The sequence below is a fragment of the Marinobacter iranensis genome (assembly GCF_029207565.1).
Taxonomy (GTDB): domain Bacteria; phylum Pseudomonadota; class Gammaproteobacteria; order Pseudomonadales; family Oleiphilaceae; genus Marinobacter; species Marinobacter iranensis.
In genome coordinates this window covers 152,598-174,686 of record NZ_JANCMW010000013.1, presented here as the reverse complement: position 1 = coordinate 174,686, position 22,089 = coordinate 152,598, and the positions used below count along the sequence as shown (strand labels likewise).

At 49.4% G+C, this 22,089-nt stretch carries 19 protein-coding genes; 2 read left to right on the top strand and 17 right to left on the bottom strand.

The genetic code is table 11. The annotated features are described in order from the left end of the window. Positions 1–105 precede the first annotated feature (105 nt). From NLU14_RS18240 to NLU14_RS18205, 9 genes are all read right to left on the bottom strand, one after another. Positions 106–990: a polysaccharide deacetylase family protein gene (locus tag NLU14_RS18240; RefSeq protein WP_275709242.1), complete on the bottom strand. Its 885-nt coding sequence runs from the start codon at positions 988–990 to the stop codon at positions 106–108. Next, positions 987–1,418, bottom strand: coding sequence for a GNAT family N-acetyltransferase (locus NLU14_RS23135; protein WP_420845076.1), 432 nt, complete (start codon positions 1,416–1,418; stop codon positions 987–989). The genes NLU14_RS18240 and NLU14_RS23135 overlap by 4 nt, the downstream gene beginning before the upstream one ends. 196 nt (positions 1,419–1,614) lie before the next feature. Next, on the bottom strand, positions 1,615–2,739 hold the full coding sequence (locus tag NLU14_RS18235) for a glutamate ligase domain-containing protein (RefSeq protein WP_275709240.1): 1,125 nt from the start codon (positions 2,737–2,739) through the stop codon (positions 1,615–1,617). A 56-nt stretch (positions 2,740–2,795) separates the two neighbouring features. After that, complete coding sequence (locus NLU14_RS18230; protein ID WP_275709238.1) at positions 2,796–4,163, bottom strand: O-antigen ligase family protein; 1,368 nt, start codon at positions 4,161–4,163, stop codon at positions 2,796–2,798. Continuing rightward, positions 4,160–5,068: a polysaccharide deacetylase family protein gene (locus NLU14_RS18225; protein ID WP_275709236.1), complete on the bottom strand. Its 909-nt coding sequence runs from the start codon at positions 5,066–5,068 to the stop codon at positions 4,160–4,162. The genes NLU14_RS18230 and NLU14_RS18225 overlap by 4 nt, the downstream gene beginning before the upstream one ends. Before the next feature lie 119 nt (positions 5,069–5,187). Next, positions 5,188–6,324 (bottom strand): glycosyltransferase, encoded by a 1,137-nt coding sequence (locus NLU14_RS18220; protein ID WP_275709234.1) that lies wholly within the window; start codon positions 6,322–6,324, stop codon positions 5,188–5,190. Positions 6,325–6,366: 42 nt separating this feature from the next. Beyond that, the gene (locus tag NLU14_RS18215; RefSeq protein WP_275709232.1) at positions 6,367–7,251 is read right to left on the bottom strand and encodes a glycosyltransferase; all 885 of its coding nucleotides are present in this window, start codon (positions 7,249–7,251) and stop codon (positions 6,367–6,369) included. 29 nt (positions 7,252–7,280) lie between these two features. Continuing rightward, a complete protein-coding gene (locus NLU14_RS18210) occupies positions 7,281–8,552 on the bottom strand; it encodes a glycosyltransferase (RefSeq protein ID WP_275709230.1) in 1,272 nt (423 codons plus the stop codon). Positions 8,553–8,594: 42 nt separating this feature from the next. Further along, positions 8,595–9,953: a hypothetical protein gene (locus tag NLU14_RS18205; protein ID WP_275709228.1), complete on the bottom strand. Its 1,359-nt coding sequence runs from the start codon at positions 9,951–9,953 to the stop codon at positions 8,595–8,597. Between the two features lie 237 nt (positions 9,954–10,190). On the opposite strand from NLU14_RS18205, the gene pth reads away from it, so the two are divergent. Both pth and NLU14_RS18195 read left to right on the top strand, forming a co-directional pair. Further along, on the top strand, positions 10,191–12,119 hold the full coding sequence (gene pth, locus NLU14_RS18200) for an aminoacyl-tRNA hydrolase (RefSeq protein WP_275709226.1): 1,929 nt from the start codon (positions 10,191–10,193) through the stop codon (positions 12,117–12,119). A gap of 42 nt (positions 12,120–12,161) precedes the next feature. After that, the gene (locus NLU14_RS18195; protein ID WP_275709224.1) at positions 12,162–13,349 is read left to right on the top strand and encodes a glycosyltransferase family 4 protein; all 1,188 of its coding nucleotides are present in this window, start codon (positions 12,162–12,164) and stop codon (positions 13,347–13,349) included. Positions 13,350–13,378: 29 nt separating this feature from the next. Here the strand turns inward: NLU14_RS18195 and NLU14_RS18190 are convergent, their stop codons facing one another. The 8 genes from NLU14_RS18190 to NLU14_RS18155 are packed head-to-tail and all read right to left on the bottom strand — an operon-like array spanning position 13,379 to position 22,067. Next, positions 13,379–14,095 carry a 7-cyano-7-deazaguanine synthase gene (locus tag NLU14_RS18190; RefSeq protein ID WP_275709222.1) on the bottom strand — a complete coding sequence of 239 codons (717 nt, stop codon included), beginning with the start codon at positions 14,093–14,095 and terminating at the stop codon, positions 13,379–13,381. Between the two features lie 56 nt (positions 14,096–14,151). Beyond that, complete coding sequence (locus NLU14_RS18185) at positions 14,152–15,255, bottom strand: CapA family protein (RefSeq protein ID WP_275709221.1); 1,104 nt, start codon at positions 15,253–15,255, stop codon at positions 14,152–14,154. Then, a complete protein-coding gene (locus tag NLU14_RS18180; protein WP_275709219.1) occupies positions 15,245–16,513 on the bottom strand; it encodes a phenylacetate--CoA ligase family protein in 1,269 nt (422 codons plus the stop codon). Before NLU14_RS18180 ends, NLU14_RS18185 begins: the two co-directional genes overlap by 11 nt. After that, on the bottom strand, positions 16,510–17,637 hold the full coding sequence (locus NLU14_RS18175) for a glycosyltransferase (RefSeq protein ID WP_275709217.1): 1,128 nt from the start codon (positions 17,635–17,637) through the stop codon (positions 16,510–16,512). Before NLU14_RS18175 ends, NLU14_RS18180 begins: the two co-directional genes overlap by 4 nt. Further along, on the bottom strand, positions 17,634–18,776 hold the full coding sequence (locus NLU14_RS18170; RefSeq protein WP_275709215.1) for an acyltransferase family protein: 1,143 nt from the start codon (positions 18,774–18,776) through the stop codon (positions 17,634–17,636). Before NLU14_RS18170 ends, NLU14_RS18175 begins: the two co-directional genes overlap by 4 nt. Positions 18,777–18,779: 3 nt before the next feature. Then, a complete protein-coding gene (locus NLU14_RS18165) occupies positions 18,780–19,937 on the bottom strand; it encodes a glycosyltransferase family 2 protein (protein ID WP_275709213.1) in 1,158 nt (385 codons plus the stop codon). After that, positions 19,931–20,848, bottom strand: coding sequence for an XrtA system polysaccharide deacetylase (locus NLU14_RS18160; RefSeq protein WP_275709210.1), 918 nt, complete (start codon positions 20,846–20,848; stop codon positions 19,931–19,933). Before NLU14_RS18160 ends, NLU14_RS18165 begins: the two co-directional genes overlap by 7 nt. 16 nt (positions 20,849–20,864) lie before the next feature. Then, the gene (locus NLU14_RS18155; protein WP_275709208.1) at positions 20,865–22,067 is read right to left on the bottom strand and encodes an outer membrane beta-barrel protein; all 1,203 of its coding nucleotides are present in this window, start codon (positions 22,065–22,067) and stop codon (positions 20,865–20,867) included. Positions 22,068–22,089 lie beyond the last annotated feature (22 nt).

The window sequence follows — 22,089 nt, the reverse complement described above, 5'->3', positions numbered from 1 at the left end:
GGATTACCCCTCAACAGAAGTTGGCCATGATGGCCTGAGGTCTACTTTTGAACCCCGTTAAAAATGGGGGGATTACCACAAGGAAATCCGGCGGGTCATTTCTGGTCAGATCAAATGAAGCCTGGGGCCAACAAATTCCTTGCGCGGCAAATTTGGATAACGGGTCTTCATCCGTTCGTAGTGTAAATTCTGATGCACGACACCCAGAGCCGACGCAGTTAATTGATTACCGTAGATTGTCAGGCGTCGCCATAACCATTCCCCGGGACGATTCTCAACGTTTATCCTGCGTATCTGCGTAGTAGCTTTCTTCTGGTTACTACCCCTGAGAGTTGAGTACTGATGAATAAATCCATTGTCTTCAGCTATTTTCATCATGGAATTGCAAAAGTGTCCTTTAGGCCAGCACAAATGTGGAGGACAAGCTCCCAATTTCGCTTCCAGCACATCCGCTGTCTGCCTCAGGTCTGTCTCGAAATACTCCAGTAGCTCATTCACTCCTGTCCCACGTTTCCACCAGTCTCCATGGCCATGGGAGTGGCTGGCAAGGCTTACCAAACCGGTGTCTCTCGCCGCAAGCAACTCCGACCACCGCATCGAAACGTTGTCTCCCGAATCGGTGCCCGCCAGTTTCATGGATTCTGCATGGGAGAAGGGGCGCCAATCCGGATCAGACCCGAGCCCTACCCTGGCGGCGCCAGCCCCTGGCCAGGACGTAACAACAAAGAAAACACCCTGGGCGCTGAACTCTTCCAGTACGGGAAGAGCATATGCCCAGTTGTCCAGCCATGCGTCATCAAATGTCAGGAGCACTGCAGGCTGCTGAATAGCGAGCTCACCTCGTCTCCACGCTGCAAACTCGTCAAGTGACAGCGTTCGGATCCCCTTATCACTCAGCGTTTTCAAATGGTCACGGAACAATTCTGGAGTGACCGTATGTGGACCAGTGAGCGGAGAGATATGGTGGTACATCAACACGGGTACCATCATGAGGATGCCTTGCTGGTTGAGGGAAGACGTTCCTGGCGAAACCCTGGATGAACATGGGATCGACGAACCCCAAGAAATGACAGGGTTACTTTCTCGCCAACCGGCTTAAAACCTATCTTCAAATGAGCCTTTACTGACGCTGGTCTGGTATACCAGACCAGTGAGACGCATCCATTGAAGCCTCTGCCCTTCATCATGCTACAGGCATATTCAACAAGAATAGACCCGAGATTCTTACCTCGATAATCCGGATCAACAAACAAAGTAGATATTTCAAACACCACCCCGCGGTTGGGCAATAGCGGCCACAACATACTCCCAGGTGTGACTTTACGACACCAGCAGCCTCCTATTACCTGGCTGGAATCACTGTCTGTCGCCAGGATACAGGGGACCCCGGCACCGAACCGTTCATTCACCGTAGCCATTCGCTTCTCGCGGGAAAGCCTTCCCGCCAGTTCATCTGGCAATGCCCTGGCGATAGCTTCAACATCACTCGCGCTTGCCTCCCGCACCTCAATTCCGTCCGGTATATCTGTTTCGGTATGGGGTTCCAGTGGTCTACAAAGCACAACCCAGGCGCGCCTGGAGAAAAGACGGTTCCTGGCGCGGTACAGAAACAGTTTAAGACCCACCATTACGCTCACCACCTTCCGTCAAAGCCTGAACGACACGCAACATACCAACACTGTGAGAGCCCTTCACCAACACACAGTCTCCTTTCGCTACCCATTCGCCGATGTTATGGGCACACTCCGCAGAATCTCTATAGAAACAATCCGGCTCATACAGGTGGCCGAGTTCCTCCCCGACCCCAATGACAACATCCGCCTTCGCTTTCGCGTAGGCGCCGATTTCCCTATGAAGCTCCCGTGAATCTGGCCCGAGCTCCTTCATTTGCCCCAAAATAGCGACCTTTCGACCAGAGCATTGCTCGGATTGCAAGGTATCTAATGCCAGCTTCATGGAAAGGGGATTGGCATTGAAGGTATCGTCTATAACCAGAAAACCTGCCCCGTCGATTCTTTCAAGCCGGTGAGGAGGTGTGGCCGGGTTCCTGAGCACGGGCTCAATCGCTGCCCCATCGACGCCCAGCCATTCCGCAACCAAACGTGCCACACTAACCCCAAAGACTACCCCTCTCCCTTTTACCAGCTTTACAGGGGCTTGAGTCAACTCCGCCATCCCCCGTGTCCATTCATTATCTGATCCCAGAATGACTAACCCCTCTCGTTTACACGCGAGAACCAATTCCGACTTTTCTTTGGCAATATCCCTCACTGTCGACATTCCCTTTTCCAGGTGGGCATGACCAACTGTCGTCACAATGACAACATTCGGTTGGATCGTTCTGGCCATTCGCCTCATTTCGCCCTTACCGGAAATCCCGCATTCGAGTAACAACACCTCGGGGTAGGTGGCGCCGGGCTTAAACACGTTATTAAGAGTTACAGCGGTAAGCCTAACCAACTCCAGCAGTCCTGAAAGGCTTGGCCCCACAAAATGGCTTGAGCCCAGGACAGTGAGGAATACGCCTACCGTGCCGTTCATGTTGTTGGTGGCGTTGCTCCGAAATGGGCCTATGATTTCGCTGCCCGAAAGATCGGCAAGGAGACCATTAATGACTGTTATTGTTGTCGTTTTCCCTACAGAGCCGGTGACAGCGACAATTCGTGGCCTGAATCTGACAAGCGTTAACCGGACCAAAACGCCGAGATACATCTCCAGAATACGGCGGGTACGAATCACTGGCATGAACTCCCTGACTATTTTGATATTCCCTTGTGTCCACAATATCCGCTTGCTTATCTTACCCGATGCGCTAACGGGTATTTAACGCTAGGCTCAGTTCCCGTAGCTATGGCGGGGCTACTACTTTCATGGTGATCTTTGTCAACCAAACGACCAAACGCAATTACCAGACCACCCAATAGATACCAATAGTATTGGGACAACCCCCAATAGTTCAGGCTATAGACAGCGTACATCCAGAAAACCGCCATAAGGCACTTATTCAACCTTGAATAATATGAGTGTTCACTCTTATTAAGAGCTGCAAACTGCGATCGAACAACAGAAAGCTTACGGGCAATCTGATAGAGAAAGCGTAGAAAAATGACAAATCCGATCAGCCCTAGTTCTATAATAAGCTCACCATATAGATTGTGGCTGGCCTTCGTTGTTCCCCATTTGTGCACTTTTGCTTCAGTTGTAGTTCCCAACCCGTGACCCACAACAGGTCGTGTTAAGCCCAGCTTAAATTCGCCTATTATCCCCTTCAGGCGACCTTCTGCCGAGGCTCCCCCTGCAGTGTCACTATCAACCAGTGACAAGTACCGGTCTTTCTGAATGGGCGTCATGACATTAAGAGCAGCTATCACCAACACCACAGCCATAATAGTCAGCCCCATTTTGTGCTTTGATTCCTTGAATACCAGGAATGCAACAACCAACAAAGCAATAAACCCACCTCTGGACATGGTCAGAATCAACGCATATAACATGGCTGGCATCAAACCCATGTAGAGCAGTTTTGATTTCCAACCCAGGGGCCATAATAGATAATGCAGGAAAGGGATGGCTGTAGCGATCACGAATCCCAATTCATTAGGGTTGATCACGTCAGACGGGGCTCCTGCCAGCCGGTCTGCAAAATCGCCGCCGCTCAGGTGAGTAGAGCTACCCCAGTATCCTTGCGTGATGTTGAGGTAGAGCGGTTCCAAAACGCGGAACACCTGGCAGAAGACAAACACGGCGATGAACCATTTAAGGCGTTTTTCCGTGTCGATAATCAATGCCGTGAAGAAAAGGAAAACGACAGCTTTGATAAAGATGTCGATATTGACCCGAACCACACTTCCGGGCCATTCCACCAGTGGCAGACTGATAATGATGTAACCAAACAATACGAAAATCGCTTTGAATATGGGGTCGTCAAAGCGGCCTTTCAGCTTGTCGCGCTGTAAAAACAACAAAAGACTAATTGAAGCGACCGCAAGCAACGTAGGTCTGATGGCGCCGTAACCAGGAATTCGGGAAGAGAACCGAAGAAAGAAATCCAGAATAAAATACAGATATAGAATGAAGGTGAACTGGCTGACGATGTGAGTGTCCAGCTTTGCAAGAACGCTGGGTTTTGCGTGCTGACGTGAGACGATCATTTCTTGTTTCATGCGGCAGAGGCATCCGGTTGAAGCCGATACTCACGCCGAGCCCGGTGCCCCAACAATTCAACACCAGATACAGCCTTATAAAACTGAAACATATCATCACCACTAACGTGCCTGCGCATCAGATATCTATTGTTGATTCCTAGCGCATCGGGGAAGGCGGTAACTGCACCCAAAAAGCCAGCCTCCCGGACCATGTCCGGGAGGAAATCCTGAAAGTCTGATGGTTGACCGTTAGGATAACAAAACGTGCGTTCCTGCTGACCAAGGTTCTGATTCAACACATCGCGGCACCCGAATATTTCATCCCTTGCCTCATTTTTGGTAACGCGCCCCAGGGATGGGTGGGTGACTGTATGTCCGCCAACCTCAATGCCTGCATCTTGCATTTCCTTCAGCTCATCCCAGCTTAATGGTTCAAACGCTTTCGGAATTTCAGATGGAAATTCAAGACTAAGCTTGGATGCCAAGGATAAAATGAATTCATGTTTGTCTTTATCTGGCAACGAAAGGCAATGGTCAATCCATTTTTCCCAGATATCACGACGCCTGGCGTCGTTAATATCACCGGCTTTAATGGTAATCGAGCCAAGAGTGAACTCCTGGCCGATATGGGGGAGCTGCTCCAGCATCCAGGTGACTTTGTCGGGCCACAGCCACAGCCGTCTTTCTATAAAGCCGGTTGTTGCAAATAAGGTTGCCGGCACGCCATGGCGTTGAAGAATCGGGAAGGCATGCTCATAAAAGTCCCTGTAGCCATCGTCCACGGTAATCACAACAGCGTGCGAAGGCATTCGGCCGTGTTCACTGTGATATTTCATCAGCCCAACCAGTGAATATGGGTTATAGCGCTCCTGAATATGCCTGACCTGCTGCTCAAAGAATCCTGGGCTTGTCCAGCCTTTCACGGGTAAGGCCGAAAAACGATGGTACATAAGAATTCGGGGCTGGTTCCTACATATCTGCCGCGCGAGCTCATACCCGCCCACAGGACCGAGCTTACGGATTGACTTGGACAATAACCCCATTACCTGGCACTCCCGGGCCCGATGAGCCCTTCATAGATATCCTGATGCTTTGCTACCATTGTATCCATATTGAAACGTTCCCTGGCCCGCCTGAGTGCATTGTCTCCGATACGCTTGCGTAGTTCTTTACTCTTACTCAGCGCCTCGAGATGCTTTGTCAAGCTCCCGATATCACCACAAGGGTACAGATACCCGGTTTCGTTATGCTCGACCGCCTCCTGGTTTCCTCCCACATTACTGCAAACAACTGGCAAGCCCGCCTGCATATACTCGATTATGGCATTGGAAAATCCTTCGGACTCTGAACATAAAAGACCAATATCCAGAGCCTTGAGGCAGGCTTTCACATCCGCTCTAGGACCCAGAAAATGAATCCTATCAGCTACCCCCTGCTGCGAGGACAGCAAGCGAAGGTCTCCCTGGTTTCCGTCTCCGATCAATACCAGATGCAAATCGTGCCCTCTCTGATTAAGCTTACCGAAAGCCATAACGGCATCTTCCATCCGCTTAATTGGACGAATATTAGCCACGAGCCCGGCAAACACCGCATTGGGGTGTCTAAACCGAAGTTCTGCGAGATCGGCCGGTAAATCGCCAGATGATGCCCCCAAGTCATATCCATTATAAATCACATGGACCTGAGACGGGGCGAGCGGCTCGGACCTCGCCGTCACTTGCCTCACCGCTTCACTGTTTGTGATAGCAGCAGAAACAAATCGCCCGGATAAGGCCAACATTGCGCGGTAGACCGGTGTGTACCAGTAGCCCATATCACGCCTGGAGATAATTGTCTTAATGCCATTCAATCGGAATACAGGTGGGCAAAGAACGGATGCGTCATTGAAAAACACGTGGGCAAGCTGAACCCCGGACATACGGAACCTCCGAGCCATTTTCCATAGCGCTACCCAGGTTTTAAGAGAAAAAACTCGTGTTTGCCCGAGCACATGATAGGTGCAGGGACAGCCGTGCTTCTGAAGATATTCGGAGTCTCTGAACACCAAAAGGACGGGTTCAAATCTGGCCCTATCCAACCCTTTAATCAGGTTGAACATCTGGCCCTCCGTGCCTGCGCTAGGATTTCGGAAATGGTCAATAACAAAAAGTATTGGCTGGGGTACATCCTGCTGTGGCATCAACTCTGCGTCCTGCTAAAACATCATGCCCAAAGTTTGACTCTAAACCCGCTCACGGCCAAAAACAACAGATAAGGCACGAACCGGATCCAACGCGCCGGAGACAATGAGATGGGACAACGCCTTTACTTTGCCACCTTCTCGCCAATAGGTTTGACCTAAACGAAAGTGGAGAACAGCTCTGCGCTTGCGGATAGTGCGACTTCGGTAGGGATATCGCAAGCGAGCTCGATCAAGAATTTCCATGCCGGTTTTCCAGCGACGCTCCAAACCTTTAACGCTAATGGAATCTCCATGTTTTCTATAATAAAAAGCCAGTTCAGGTAGATAGACTGTTTTGGTAGCCTCCATGATCCTTAATGCCATATCGTGATCCTGCCCAGCACGGAAAGCCTCTTCAAAAAAGCCAACCTTTTCCAATACTGACTTCCGGATCAGCGCTCCGCCCGGAAGTGCCATGTAGCAATTCAGCAACAAAAAGTTCGGATCACCGGTTTCTCTGTGGCCATTTGCAGGAACCTCAAAAAGGAAGGCACCACTTGCATCGACCGCATGCCCCTGCCCATAGACCATTCCAACGTCAAGGTTGGACTTTAGAAACCCGGCCTGATGCAGCAATTTACCTTGAGCAAACATATCATCACTATCCAGGATTGCGACAAAATCTCCCTTTGCCTCGCGAAGGCCCAAATTCAGGGAGGCCGACTGGCCCCGATTTGCCCGGCCGGGGTGAGTAAGAAGTTTTATGGCTCCCCGATCGTGATGCTTTTTGAGAATATCGTAGGTGCCATCAGACGACCCATCATCAACGACAAGCACCTCCGTATTCGGGTATTCCTGATTAAATACGGAAGACAGCGCCTCCTCAATGTAAGGCGCTCGATTGAATGCAGGGATGATTACAGAGATAAGTTCAGGAGTTTCCATGTTTCTCGAAGAGGCACCTGCGTCGCTGGTTATGGGATCGATATATTAATACCTTGGTCTGCCAGGTAGTTATAGTCTGGCCTCAATCTTTCTCTGGCATTTGCATCAAAATAATAAAAACTGAGCCTCATGCTATAAAACGGCTCAATATCCTGGCTCCATTTCAGGCCATTTTTTTTCGACCAAGCAGCTAGCATCTGGTTCAATTTTTGACAGTTTGCCTGGGCACTGATGGACTCGCGGGCTATCTCCTGGACTTTCGAGTGCTCCTTGAACTCCATGAATTCCATGACTCGTTTTCGTAACTCGGAAACAGAACCAACCAATGCTCCTACATCTGAAGTTATAAGACTCTTTGTACCTATGTGGGCGTTCTTGAACATCACTACCGGGGTGCCAGACATAAGCGCCTCGGCAACCGCTATGAAAGAACCTTCTCGATAAGACATGGCGCAGAACACCTTTGCCCGCTGGAAATAGAGCCTAAGGTCTTCCTGGCGCGGATTTTCAACTACTTTGACCCTACCTGAAACACCATATTCCGCAGCCTCCAGACGAATGCTTTCGGCGGTTCGTCGCCCAAGCGGCACACCCACACACACAGCTGTGACCGATTTAGGTAGGCCTTTCAATGCCTTGAACAATAGCCAATGACGCTTGAAGCTAGCAAAATTCGCAACAATAAGGCAATCAATATCTCTTTCTGTTTCAGTACTGTTATAAAACTCCTGGTTGACCCAGCTTGCCGCATTGAATGGCAACGAAATGCAGTGACTCCCCAAATTACTCACACGCTCGCGCTCATGCTCGTGGACAGGAAGTACAAAGACAGGATCATCGCAGCAGTATGCAACTAACCTAAAAAGCGCTGGAGAAAACAAGCCCGTCCATGATGGGATAAATATTACATGATACCTATCCTTTATTGTTTTCAGAAGTCCTGACTCTAAAACCTTATTCAATTGATTCTCGAATGAGATCAAAAATATCCCTTTTTCGCTTTCTGAGACATAGGGCTTAATTATGAAACAGTATTCCAGGTCGACAGAACCTAAGTCTCGAGGCAACACCGTAACCCTGTTCCTAGCAAGCTCAAATGCCTGATCGATCAGATCCCTGGATTTACGGGTCTCTGGGAAATGCGCGAGAGTTTCAGATATACGGCGTAATTTAATGTCAGAATTACCAGCGCTAGCACTAGTCAATAAATATTTAAATCGGCTTCGCCATCCGGACAAATTCGCCTCGCGCGCACAGTTTAAAAGTTCCCTTCGAAGCTTCCTTGCAATGCGGTTACTCAACTTATTCTCCCTAAAACATAATTTAGCTTTCTATCTTACGATTTAATTGATCAGCAATTCAATTCTAGATGGGGGAACAGGGCACGAGTCACCTGTGCATAGAGGAAAACCTGTACTATTCGGAACACCATCTTTGTCGAAAACATAAACGTACAACTCTTCATCAAAACCAAAAGAACCCAAATTCACGGCAAACTCTATTTCAGAGTTATTCCACGCTAGGGGGCGCTGTAATTCGTGATGTGAGACCTCAGAATACTTAGGCGCATTGCCGATCGCCACTCGCTGAAGCGAGCTATCAACATATATTTCCGATATCCAGGACTTCTGCAGTTTCAGTTGTTTAGCATTAGTACCTAACAGTGCCAATGTCGGGCTATATTTACCTTGATAATTACGCCCCTCAGGGAAATATTCTTCACCTAATTTATTCCCGTTTTCATAAAGCCTTAGCATTCCTTTTTCAGTATCAATTTCATATTCAATATGAACCCACTTATCAGGCTCTAAATCAAGTGAATAGTACATTCTTGCACCTTCAGCATAGGCATTATGCAACGCTACCGAGGAACGGATACCGTCAGATCCTGACGGATCGTCCCAAATTCTGGCCAACTTTGATCCGGGTATTTCATAGCCATAGCCCGACCCTCCTCTGGACTGGTCAGGGAAAACAGTTACTGCTCCGGAACTAATTCCCTTTATAGACCTACCCCTTAGCTCATTGGCATTCCTGTGGTAGTAAAGAACCGCATTATGCAAGCCGTCTGCATCAACACCTGCGTAAACCCCTCTGGAATTCCTCTCCTCTTGACCTTCAATAAATAACTCTTCTCCGACTTCAAATGTTCCTTTCTGACTGTCTGGTGAGAATCTCCAGTAGTAGGTAGAATGGAATTCATTCTTGTACCACCAACTTACATACAACTGAGGGTTATCTACCGGCGTATCCCATCCACTCGGCCCACCATAGGCAACGGGCCTACCTACCCATGCATTTTCTCCTTGGAGGAAATAGGATGCTGTGCTGTATCCATGACGGTTTTGGCTTTGCTCACTGTATAAAAACGTGCTTGTGTTCGTTGCCCAAACTGCACCCGCATCGTCATCGATACCCGCCGGAATTCTTGACATGTCGTCCAGCTTTGCATGTGCTTCATTCACCACCCCATACTCAAAGGCTTTGTCTACATAATCGATCAAAATTGGGGGGGCATTTTTCTTTGTCCCAAAGCTATCGCCAGAAATTTTTACTCTTGCTCCCTGTTCAATTCTTTCCCTGTCAGACAAGAAGATTTCGGAGATCGTAGGTTCTGCAAGCGCATGGCCAGAAAACGCGACCAGCAAAGACAGGCACAATAGGTAGTATGAAGCTTTGATTTGATACATGAAATATTTCATTGCTACAGTCCCCGGAAAGTCTTTTACGATCTCTCAGTCTACGGAAAACACCCTAGCAAACACAGACGCTGATCTCCGGATTGCAAATAATTGTAAATTTTTACCTTAACTTACTATAGTAGCGATCTGTTCTGGATGCGGAGCATTCTCCAGTGAGACTAGGACAATAGTAGGCTAGAGAGGCGAGATGTACTAGATCACTGGTATCCGTACGATTCTCAAAGGAGTGAAAGGTCAATGGTCCATCGCATTCGCAAGGCAACAAGAGACTACCTCTACACCCGTCTACGCTCCGGAGCCCACCTAGTCCAATTTTGGTTGGCATTGGTTTACAGCAAAAAACTTAAAAATGTCTGCTTCGTCGGCATCACAGGAAGCGCAGGAAAAACCACCGTCAAAGATCTATCCGCACGCATTCTCGGCACTGCTGGTGACTGCGTCAGCACTCCGGGCTCCATGAATTATCCTAGCGGCATTGCCAAGGTCATGCTTAGAGTCCGACCTCACAATAGGTTTTGCGTTCTTGAAGTTTCGGGCGGCAATCCAGGCGACCTGGACAGGCCGCTCAGATTATTTACCCCAAAGATAGCTGTGCTCACCCTGATTGCAAGGGACCACTTCAAGGCCCACAAGAGCCTGGAGGCTATCGCAACGGAAAAGGGCAAGCTGATTTCAGCTCTGCCCGCAGACGGAGTGGCAGTTCTGAATATTGACGACCCGCTCGTCAGTTCCATTGGTGAAAGCTGCAACCAGCAAGTAATTTGGGTGGGAAAATCAGAAGGCGCGACCTTAAAGCTCATTTCGGCGCGTTCCAAATGGCCAGAGCCGCTTACTCTTGAGGTGGAGTATCAAAACGACATATACGAGGTGAGAACAGGTTTCCACGGAAAACATCTTGCCTTGTCAGTACTTTCGGCTTTGGGGGTTGGGTTGGCCGCGGGTATACAACTACAGAAGGCAATATCTGCTGTCGCTGAAGTCAGACCACCAGAAGGAAGGATGGAAATCGTATCCAATGAGGATGGCGTTACGTTCTTACGAGATGACTGGAAAGCACCTCATTGGTCGTTCTCGGCACCTCTCGAATTCATGGCCGAAGCAGAAGCGCAAAGAAAAATTCTTGTTATTGGTACCCTTTCTGATTATTCCGTATCCGCATCCAAACTTTACCCCAAAGTAGCCAGGCAAGCGCTTGAGGTGGGCGACATCGTTATTTTCGTAGGTCCTCACGCACCGAGGGCATCAAAAGCTAAGCGTGATACGGGTGTCGAAAACCTTCATGCATTTAGCGAGATCCGCGATGCGGCCGCGTTCCTGAACAGTCTTCTTGAGCCCGGCGACCTGGTACTTCTTAAGGGCTCAAACAAAGCAGATCACCTAGTAAGGCTAATGTACCACACGCAAAGCCCAGTCAGTTGCTGGGCGAGTCGGTGCGGAATCCAGGACTTTTGCAGCGATTGTCCAAGATTGTACAAGCCGACGCCTTCCGCCGCTGTACGCTTTGCAGAGGCTGGTAATATCCCTGGATTAGCTTCCATCCCACTAACAGGAAGCAATTCAGAGCAGACAGTCATCGTGGGGTTGGGTAACCCAGGCTCGGAATATGAGAATACACCTCACAATGTCGGTTATCGGTTTCTCGATCACATAGCGGCCAGGGCCAACGTATCGTGGGTCTCTTATCCGGAAGGACTGGGGTGCAATGTGGATATCGCAGAGAAAACAGTGTGTTTGTTTAAGCCTGCGGTAAAAATGAACAACAGTGGCCCTCCAACCTTGCAGTTCCTGAATCGCAACGGGACGGTTATAAACAACTTCCTGGTTGTTCATGATGAAATGGACCTTACGCTGAGCCAGGCAAAGTTCAAACAAGGAGGCGGCGATGCCGGTCACAGAGGTTTGAAGTCTATCATTGCGGCGCTTGGCTCCCATGACTTCAAGAGGCTCAGGATCGGCGTGCGTCGTGCAGACGATAAGAAAGCCACGACGACATCTGTACTTCAGGCTTTTGCTGCATCTGACGAAAAAGCGCTCGAAGCGGGGATTGATCGAGCGATGAGCTTGCTGCTGCATGAGCTTAAAAAAACAGTTATTCCAGTGTCAAATATTGCATATTCCGACCAAAGAACTAACAATGAGGAACAATCGAACCTGCACAAACAATGACTCATTAATTTACAGCTTTCCAAATGGATGGTTCTAACTAAAATGGAAGTACTGATTGTCTACAAAGAAGACTATCCTTGGGATGTACGGGTAGAGAAGCTCGCGCTGACACTCAAGAGCGATGGTCACAACGTCACCATTATTGCACGTAATAGAGATCAGTTACCCACGATAGACGAAAGCGATCAAATTGCCATTCGTCGTCTGCCAATAACTCGAAGAGTTCCAAAATTTATTCAGGTTGCCGTCAACCTACCCTTTTGGTTCAACCCCTTTTGGTTATGGCTATTATTCAAGTCATCCAGGGGTATAAAAGGAAACCGAGGCGTAATAATTGTCCGGGATCTCCCTCTTGTAAAAGCCGGTATAATAGTTGCTAAATTTCGAAAATCGAAAATGGTTTTCGATATGGCAGAATGCTATCCGGAAATGTATGAATCTGCAGCGAAATTTTCCAACAGATCACTGACAACCAAAATACTGAAAAGCCCCTGGTTCGCCAAACAATATGAACGTAACGTGGTAGCCAAAGCAGACCACATATTGGTTATGATTCAGGAATCAAAAGACCGGCTGATATCAATGGGCGTAGATGAAGAAAAAATATCAATTGTCAGCAATACCCCACCAATAGATAAATTCAGGGGCGCAATGCATGAGCATAGCGGAAATCAACTAAGAATTGTTTATGTAGGCTTCCTGTCAAAACTCAGGGGGCTAGACCTACTAATCGAAGGTGCGGCTCAGTATATAAAAACCCAGGCATCATCCGATGCTATTCGCATTGACATTGTAGGCAAGGGTGCCCAAAAGGAACATCTGATTGCCCTGACCAATGAGCTTGGAATAAGCGAAAGCGTTAAAATTCATGGCTGGCTGGACCAAGAAGAAGTAGACGAACTCATGTCCCTGGCTAACGTTGGCGCCCTTACCTATCGCGTTTGCGGACATTGGAACCACACCATCCCCAATAAAATATTCGATTATATGCTGGCTGGTTTACCCGTACTGGCTACGGAAGTCATACCCATTGCACGTATATTGCGAGAAACCGATAGCGGACTAGTATGCAAAGATCTGGATCCGATAGACATCGCAAAAAAAATGGCATTATTACGTGATCCACAAAGAAGAACCATTCTTGGAAAAAATGGGCAAGCTGCTATCAAATTGAAATACAACTGGGACAATGATGCAAAAGCACTGACAGCAGCGATAAATGCTCCATGATATATCATGCCCAAACAATATGTAATTGATTACTTTGACTTCAGGCTATATAAATAGGCATAAAGTTTTGGGTAGTTTTTCAGGAAATTTTTAAACCTTGGTATGATCCTTAAGTGATAGCGGATTTTGGCACTGGTTGGCAGTCGATACCCCATACCTTCTTCCGAAACCACGATACATGGACTACAAACCCCACAAGGCTTGCCACTTCGTGTAGGAGAATGACAAAACCAGCTTTCTTCTATAACATCCAAAAATCCATGATCAGCACACCATTTTTTCATATCATTTTTCGATAAGGTAATAAGTGGAAATTTCAGGCCTTTGAAAATGATCGAAAACGGGTAATCGTTCCTTGAATAATTTTTCCGTATGAAAGGATTATTCTGGACTGATATATCAATGGATTCGATGCTGTTGAATCTACAATAATCCGAAATCCATTTATATTGCTCTCCAATATAATGCTCTTTCATAAGTTCGATATAAGCTTCTTCGATGTCGCTATATTTTTCAAAATCCGAAAATTCAACAATAGTTACCGGTAGTAACTTACCTTCTAGTTCCGGTTTTCTTTTCAACAGGTCACTTATACGATGGATCGCCGATATCTCCAGGGGCGTAGAAGCTCGGCCGGGGTCACAAATATAATGAGGTTTGACGTCGTCACCGTGGAAAAGTAACTGGATCACCCTGAAGGTTGAATCCCAACCTCCTGTCCACAAGACATCAACTGTTCTATTCATCCATCCCCCCCTTAACAATACCTATTTTAATTTCTCAGTGGATCACAAGCTAAAAATCAGGTTCCGGTTAATCTCCTGTAGCACGTCCTGATGAACGATTGAATGATAATTCCAAGGGGATATCGGTAGATGTTTTTCAGAAAATACCTATATTTTCGCGGTCTGACAGTAGCCAGATTAGCCTTATATCTGGCCCGATACTCTTCTGGGGGCATTTTTATAATTGAATCAACGCAGTGATCATCAAAGACGAGCAGCTTTTTTACAGCGGAACTCTGATCTTGGTTAGCCTTTCTTGGAATAAAGTTAGAGTCTATATAGATCGGTTTGAAATGAACCTTTGGTGGACAACCATGTGCAATGGTGATCAGCGCAACAACAGTAGGCTTCGTTTCCGGATGCCAAAGGTCAAACAGAAAGTTGCCGAGGCTATAGATGATTAAACCATTTTCATAGTATTCAAAAGGTTGCAAAACGTGCGGATGATGTCCGATTATTACGTCTGCTCCGGCATCCACCAGCTTTCTACCTAGTTCTATTTGTTCGGGCCCTGGATAATCAAGGTATTCCAATCCCCAGTGCATAGAAACTAAGACGGCTCCATCCACTTCCTCCCTGAACTCCTTAACCTCTGAGATTATTGAATCAACTGACTCTCTATGGCTGTAAGGGATATCGTTTTTGCTCCACTCCTCCGGCCTCACGGAGTAACCGAGAAATACATTACGCTTTCCAGACTTCTCAAATACATAGGGAATGGTTTTTTTGGAATGCTCGTCGTCAAGGCCAATCGGTTCGATGCCCACTTTTCTTAGCGTGGTGACTGTGTCATCAAAGGCGCCTTTCCCATGCTGTAAGGCATGGTTATTGGCGACGGTGAGAAGATTAAACCCTGCTTCTTTTAGAGTAGTCAATGCACTGGGCTCGCCGCGCATCTCAAAAGAAGCCAATTTTCCTGGCTTTAAACCAACATTAGAAGCCACTGTTTCAAGATTGCCAGTAACAATATCAGCTCTAGACCAATACTCTCTAACATCAGAGAACAGATCGACACCATGAGCGCCTATGGTTTTTCTCATTCCATGGCCAACACACACGGGATGATCCCCTAAAGAGATATCGCCCACTGCTGCGATTGTAAGTGTCGTCTCAGCCTTCATGATCCGGTCCCATTGCTTGAATAAAATAGCCTTTCTTTGTGAATGACTCTGAGGCAGTCTTTTCGCCAGCAGGTACGACGTTTACAGGTTCCCCAACAACATCACACAGGTACTCTGAAACAAATCTGGATACGTCTAGGCTACCCTTTCCTGGGGGGAGAGAAGTATCCAATTCAAAACGACCATATTGGTACTGGTAGACGGTGAACTCAAATACCTCACCCGATAATGATTGGTATCTATCCACCGCCCGAGCAAACTCCAGAGCGTGGAATTTCTCATCTTTCGACAAATAAGCAAACCGATTTATAGAGCGCCCTTCCAACTGATGAATAACTTCGGTGCTTCCTAACAGGGTGCAATTTGAAGATTCTAAATGGACGTAATCCCCCAGCTCATAACGGACCAAACTCTGAGATGTTCTGGATACATCGGTCACTATGCATCCTTTGTCTTTAGTATTCTCAACGAGCGCCCAGGGATTGACAAGATGACGGTGACCTTCGGTGCACTCGAAAGCAATCACATCAAACTCTGTCGAACCATATTCTTCAGCTACCGGTGCCTTAAACGCCCTCGATATATAAGCCTTTTGAGCCGGGAGAATAGACTCTGCCGTACACACCACACATTTCGGTGGATCGAATTCCATCTCCATACCATCAAGAATCTGCGCCGCTTCGAGCAACAAAGACGCATAACCGTACAGATAATCCGGCTTCCAGCTTAGCAGGTTTGCCACTTCATCCTTCGCTTCAGGACCTACCGGATGAAAAACCCGCCTGTTCATTACAAAGTTCTTGAGCCGGGATTTAATGCCGACTTCTGGCCTGCCCCACAACCTTGCCTCTCGCTGACCAAGCTTTAAGCCATGGTGCCGGAAGCAGTAATCACGAACTGCCAGCATTCGGGCCAGCTCTTTCCGGTCAAGCGTAATCTGGGTGGGCTCCCCGGTTGTACCTGCTGTATGACGGCCAAACCCGGACTTGCCATGCTTTTCCCGCCCCTGGGTGGATTGATTGCGAAATTGTTTCTTGGACAATGATAGGGATGACCTCAAATCTTCCAGTCCACCTACTGCTGAACCAGCCGAATTCAATGGGCGATTGCGAGCCAACAATTGACCCAGGCTCTCAGCCCTGACTTCTTTACTCAGGCTCCATAGTTGCTCTACTTCCTTCCGATACCGACTGATTGGCAACCCCATTGCCAGGAACAATAGTCGGGTCAGCAGAAACCGGGCAGAACGGATTATCATGGTGCACCAAGAACCCTTTCGTAGAATTCGAGGTAACTCGCCGCCATTGCCGCAGAAGAGTAATCTCTAACCACTGCTCCATACGCCCAGTCCACTCGACGGCGGGACCGTTCTTTGTCATTGACTGACTGCTCAATAGCTCTGGCAATAGTGGCCGGCTCTATGTCGCTAAGCAGCTCACCGCCCTTTCCGTAGCCCAGAACTTTCGGTATTTCGCCGACAGCGGAGGCAATTACTGGAACCTTTAAAGCTATCGCCTCGAGAAGAGTTATTGGCAACCCCTCCGTCAAGGAAGGCATAACCAGCTCCTGTGAGCGCCTGAAAAGCGCAGGTACGGAGCTGCAGTATCCGGGCATGAGCACATCGTCCTGAATACCCAGCTCTGCAATCAACGCCTCCAACTGATTGCGGAGTTTGCCCTCACCAACAATAATCATTCCTGATTTGGGGTATTCTTTTCTGAATTCTGAAAAGGCAGAGACCAACCTGTCGAATCCTTTCTCTCTGGAAAGCCTTCCAACCCCGAGTATCACAGGTTCATGGTTATCGAAAAACGATTTGAACGGCTCATCCAGTGAATCCAGGGATGATTTCTGAAGTTCTGAAATATCCAGACCATTTGGAATAGCAACGGCTTGGCCGCTTGAGATCTTTCCTGGCAACTCCTTCTTCATCGCCTCGCCTACAAGTACTACACCCCTCATCCGGCGGATCGCGAAGCGGTCAAGAGATTCGTAGAGCCACATTTTTGAAAGGCGTTGGGCATGGACGTACCCATGTAGAGTGGCGATTATCGGGACACCTCTGACTTTTTCAGGAAGCATACCCAGCAAAACATTGAACTTGAAACCATGAGAATGGAGTAGTTGGTAATTATTTGCCAGTGCCCAGTTCCGGATCATCCAGGCCGCTTTCAGATTGAGACCGGGCTTCATTCTCCATTCAGTAACAGGCAACCCTAATTTTTTTGCCTCAGTCTCTAGAGCTTTTTCGCCCGCCTGGTGCTCACCAGCGCTTAAAATCATGGGCTCAAGCCCTTGTCCCAACTGCTCCTTTACCAGGCTCAGAAGCACCTTCTCAGCGCCGTACAAGCCTCCGCTGTCGATCAGATGGAGGACCTTCAACTCGACCTCTCTCTCGCCAAATCTCCATGAATCCCAGGGTCGGAGTTCACTGCAGTATTTCCCTGATTGGATCCGTCCCTGGCTTTCTCATAATTGTGTTTAAGAGACAGAAAGCGTTTTTCCAGAAGATGATAAGAGAGTGCAGCCAAAGCACAACTGATCAATATACCTGCAAACAGTTGCAGCGATTCAGGCAAAAAGTTGAGCTTGTTACCAGCCTGTATACCCCACATATGCCATAGGTAAACGGGATAGCTGATAAGCCCTAGATAGACAGCCACAGGGTGATTGAGCCAGGCCCAGAATCGTCCCTGGCTTAATCGCATCAGTTGAAGCAGCAATACTGCCAGCAACAACGCATCCAGAGTAAAAGCGGGGCCATACGCATAGTCACTACCGGGCACCTGACGGGATAACGTGAGCAGCCCTATGGTGATCAAGGGCATCCAGAACCGACTGCTCACGAGGTCTGCCAGTTCAAGACAGCGCTTTTTCTCAAGCAGAAAGGCCATTGCGCAACCAATAGCGAGATTATCAAACCGGGTGTCAAAGGCGTTATACGCATAGGACGTTCCAAAATCTAATACGGAGAAACTGTAGGTTCTCCAGGCCATAACCAGCACACTTATAACAATCAGAAAACTGATGACGAAGTTTCTGCCCCGTTGTATCAGAAACATAAACGCCATTGGCCACAAAAGGTAGAACTGCTCCTCGATTGCCAGTGACCATAGGTGAGCCAGGGACGAACTGGAATGCCCTTCCAGCGCATTATGGTAGTTCATGAAATAGAAGAGGCCAGGCAATATGACATCTTTGATATCGTCATTGCCACGAAACAGGTCCCAGCCGATGGATGCAAACAGAAACGCGTAGTAGGCCGGGAAAATCCTGAGTGATCTCCGCATGTAAAAATCCCGGAGAGATATGCGGCCTGCTTTCTCGTATTCCTTGAGCAACAACCAGGTAATCAGAAAGCCGCTGAGTACAAAAAACCCTGCCACCCCGTGGCGGGCTGAAAATAACGATCCGACACCGGAATGGGCCAACACAACGGCCATAACAGCAATCATCCGGAAGCCATCAAGGGCCGGAAGCTTTCGCGATGCGAGAACACTGTCCAGTGTTGGCAAGTTCACGGCCTACCCCTTCCTTGGATTCCAGATAACCTTCTTTTCACCCTTCAGGAACGCTGCTGTCGCCTTGTAGGAGGCAATGTTCAGCAGCATGAAGTAGTAGGGTATCGAGTAAATTACTGACAACGGTTGCCCCTCCTCTTCCCGCTTATGGCCAGTCCAGGCCAGTGCCAGGAAGATGACCAGGCCGATGAATGCCAGGGTGTAGATGCCACGGGCCGGGGCGAGCAGCAATGTGCTCAGTGCCAGTGTGGCCAAGGGTACGAAAGCGGTATAACGCAGCAGCTTGTGGGAAATGAGCTGCCAGGCAAACACCGGGTCCCGCGACGGGTTCATCAAATGGCGCATGTCTTTCAGTGCCCACAGTGCACGAAGGCTGACACGCACCCGCATACTGAATTCGCTGTCGCTGTCGTTCAGGGTTTCTTCTTTCAGCAAGGCCAGGGGTTCATAGACTACCCGGTAGCCCTGCTCTACCACTTTCAGCGGTTGCACGAAGTCCGGCAACTGGTCGGCGTTGAGGGGCTGGTAAAGTGTCTTGCGCATGGCGTCTATACCGCCGTCCACGCCAACAACGGAACCCAACCAGGTTTCCTGTTCGCGCAGCCAGTTCTCGTATTTCATGTAAGCGCTGCAGCCGTCGCCCACCAGGGAACCATCGTCGTTCACGTAGACCATTTTACCGGTAACATAGCCCACGCCCGGGTCGGCGAAGTTGCTGCACAACTTGCCAACGGCCTGGGCGTCCCACTGGGAGTTGGCGTCTGAAAACAGGAGGATATCGCCAGTGGTTTCCGGTACCAGGGTATTCAGGCCAGCAGTCTTGCCCTGCCTTGGAACCTGGCGGAACAGACGGATCGGGAAGCGCGAGTCGCTTGCGACGCGCTCTATGATGTCATCGGTGCCATCGTCGGATTCGTCCGAGATCACCAGGATTTCCAACTTGTCTGACGGGTAATTCAGGGACAGTTTATTTCGCAGGGTGGCTTCGATGTCCTTTGCTTCATTGTAGGCGGCAATCAGTATGGAAACCTTGGGCTCGTATTCGGCATCTGTGTTTACCGGCCTTGGCCAAAGGGACGCCACTACCCTTGTCATCAGCGGATAGCCAAAATAGATATAGAAAAGCAGTAACAGGGACAGCCAGAACAGTGCAACTAGCATGGTGATGTGAATTCCATTTTCTCGTGGCCGGCGGCTATTGGAGCTTCCTTGTCCAGCAATTGCTGGTTTCTTAGCACGTCGCCCATGGCAGTAAACTGGAAGTGCCCCAGCAATTGATCCAGCCTGTGCTCACACACGTCCAGGTTGTTGTAGTGCCGGAAGCGGGAGAACCATTTCACGTCCAACCGCGGCTGGCCCGGGTCCACTTCCCAGGGGTGCAGGTAGAACACGAACGGATGACCCTGGCGGTTTATGCTGCCCAGGCCCCAGCGGCTGAACCAGTAGGGGAACAGCCGGAAATAGCCACCGCCGGCGATGGGCAGGGTGTAACCGGGGAACTTCAGGGTGCTCAGGGGGAACTCAGCCAGTTCATGGCCGTTGTCGGTTGTCAACCGATGCGGCCAGCGTGGTGTGCCCGGCATGCCATAACGGTCGTGGTGCACGGGAAATATGGATGAGTCCCAGGTAAATCCTTCCTCGGCCAGTATGTCGAGGGCCCAGCGCGACTGGTTGGTGATGGAATAGCTTGCGGCTCGATACCCGGTAATGGGCTCGCCAGTAATGTCTTCCAGGATCTGTTTTGAGCGCCGGGTCTCTTCACGGAAGACGTCGGGTGTCTGATTATAGATCAACTGGTGGCTGTAGCCATGGCTCGCCACCTCGTGGCCGGCTTTCTGGATATCGCGAACCAATTGGGGTGATTTTTCCGCCACCCAGCCCAGGGTAAAGAAGGTCGCCTTTGTGCTGTGTCGGTCAAGCAGTTCCAGCAAACGGTGTGTGTTGGCTTCAACCCGATATTCCATGGAATGCCAGTCTTCACGGCGCACTGCTTCAGCGAGGGCAGCTACCTGGAAGTAGTCTTCCACATCAATGGTGAGTGCGTTTGCTATCCGGGTGATATCATTGTTCATTGGTACGTCCCCCTACTCAGAAAAATTGATAGTTAAGGGAAACCGCAACCCAGTTCTCTTCATATTCCCTGGCTGCAATGTCGCTGGTCTTTTGCTGGTGCCCGACGGCAGAGCGGATATCCATTCTGGTGCTAAGCTGGTAATCAAGGCCGACAGACAACAGGGCCACTTGGTCTTCCGCGCCTTCGTCTTCAAAGCGCTGGTGCTCATAGGCGGCATCGGCAAACCATGAAAGCAATGTTGTTACCGGTCGTGAATACCGCAGGTCAATCCCGCTTCTTTCCTCGCGGTTGCCTGTCTGGACATAATCACTGCGACTGGTAGAGATTTCTGCCCTGAAAGCAGAGCCGTCGCTGAACCGGGCGTTATAGCCCGCTCTTACAACCGTGACTTCCACTGCGTCGGATTCGGTCAGGTTGAAGTTGAAGTCATCGAAGCGAAGGCCCAGAGTGGAGGTCCTGTCTGTTAACTGGCGATTGGCATTCAGGGTAAATTCGCTGCTGGGGTTGATTTCCCGGCTTAGGTTAAAGGTGCCCGTGATGCCATCGCTGGAGACCGTCTGGCTGCCCAGCCGGGTCTCCAGGCGGTTTTTGCCAAGGGAGCCGCTTACCTGGGTGGTTGCCCAGACTTTGCTAAAGGTCACAACGGCTGATTCACGGTCCAGTTCAGCGCCAGTATCCAACTCTGTGCGTTGAGCACTGGCAGACAGGCCGCCCTGGAGTGTGTCACTGAAGCTATGGTTGTACGCAGCAGTGCCGGTAACGCGGTCGCTGTCCGGTTCTTCCCGCTCTTCGAACTCGGTTTGTTCGTAGGCAGCAGAAAACTGCAGCTGATCCACCTGAGTTAATTGCAGGGTGTACACCGGGCCGGTGCGGAACACGTTCTTGCGGGTCTGGTTGTCCTGTGTGTCGGCTCTGCGGTTGTCCTGTGTAACATGGCTAACGGTGTTGGAAGCCTGCCACACCAGCCCTCTGGCCAGCTCGCACTGCCCTTGCAGGGTGCCGTTGGTGTAAACCTCGGAGTCATAGGTGTCGTCGTGCCAGTAGCCATAACCCAGCCCCATGTCCACGGCGGATGTGCACTGCCCCGGGTCGCTCAGGTGCTGGATGTTCAGGTTTACCCGGGTTTCCAGATCGCTCTGCTCGTTGGATTCAGCGCGGCGGGCGTTGTCGGAATAGCGGTTATCAATACCACCAGACAGGCTGTTTGTAGCCGCCATTGCCGACCCGGATCCTGCTATC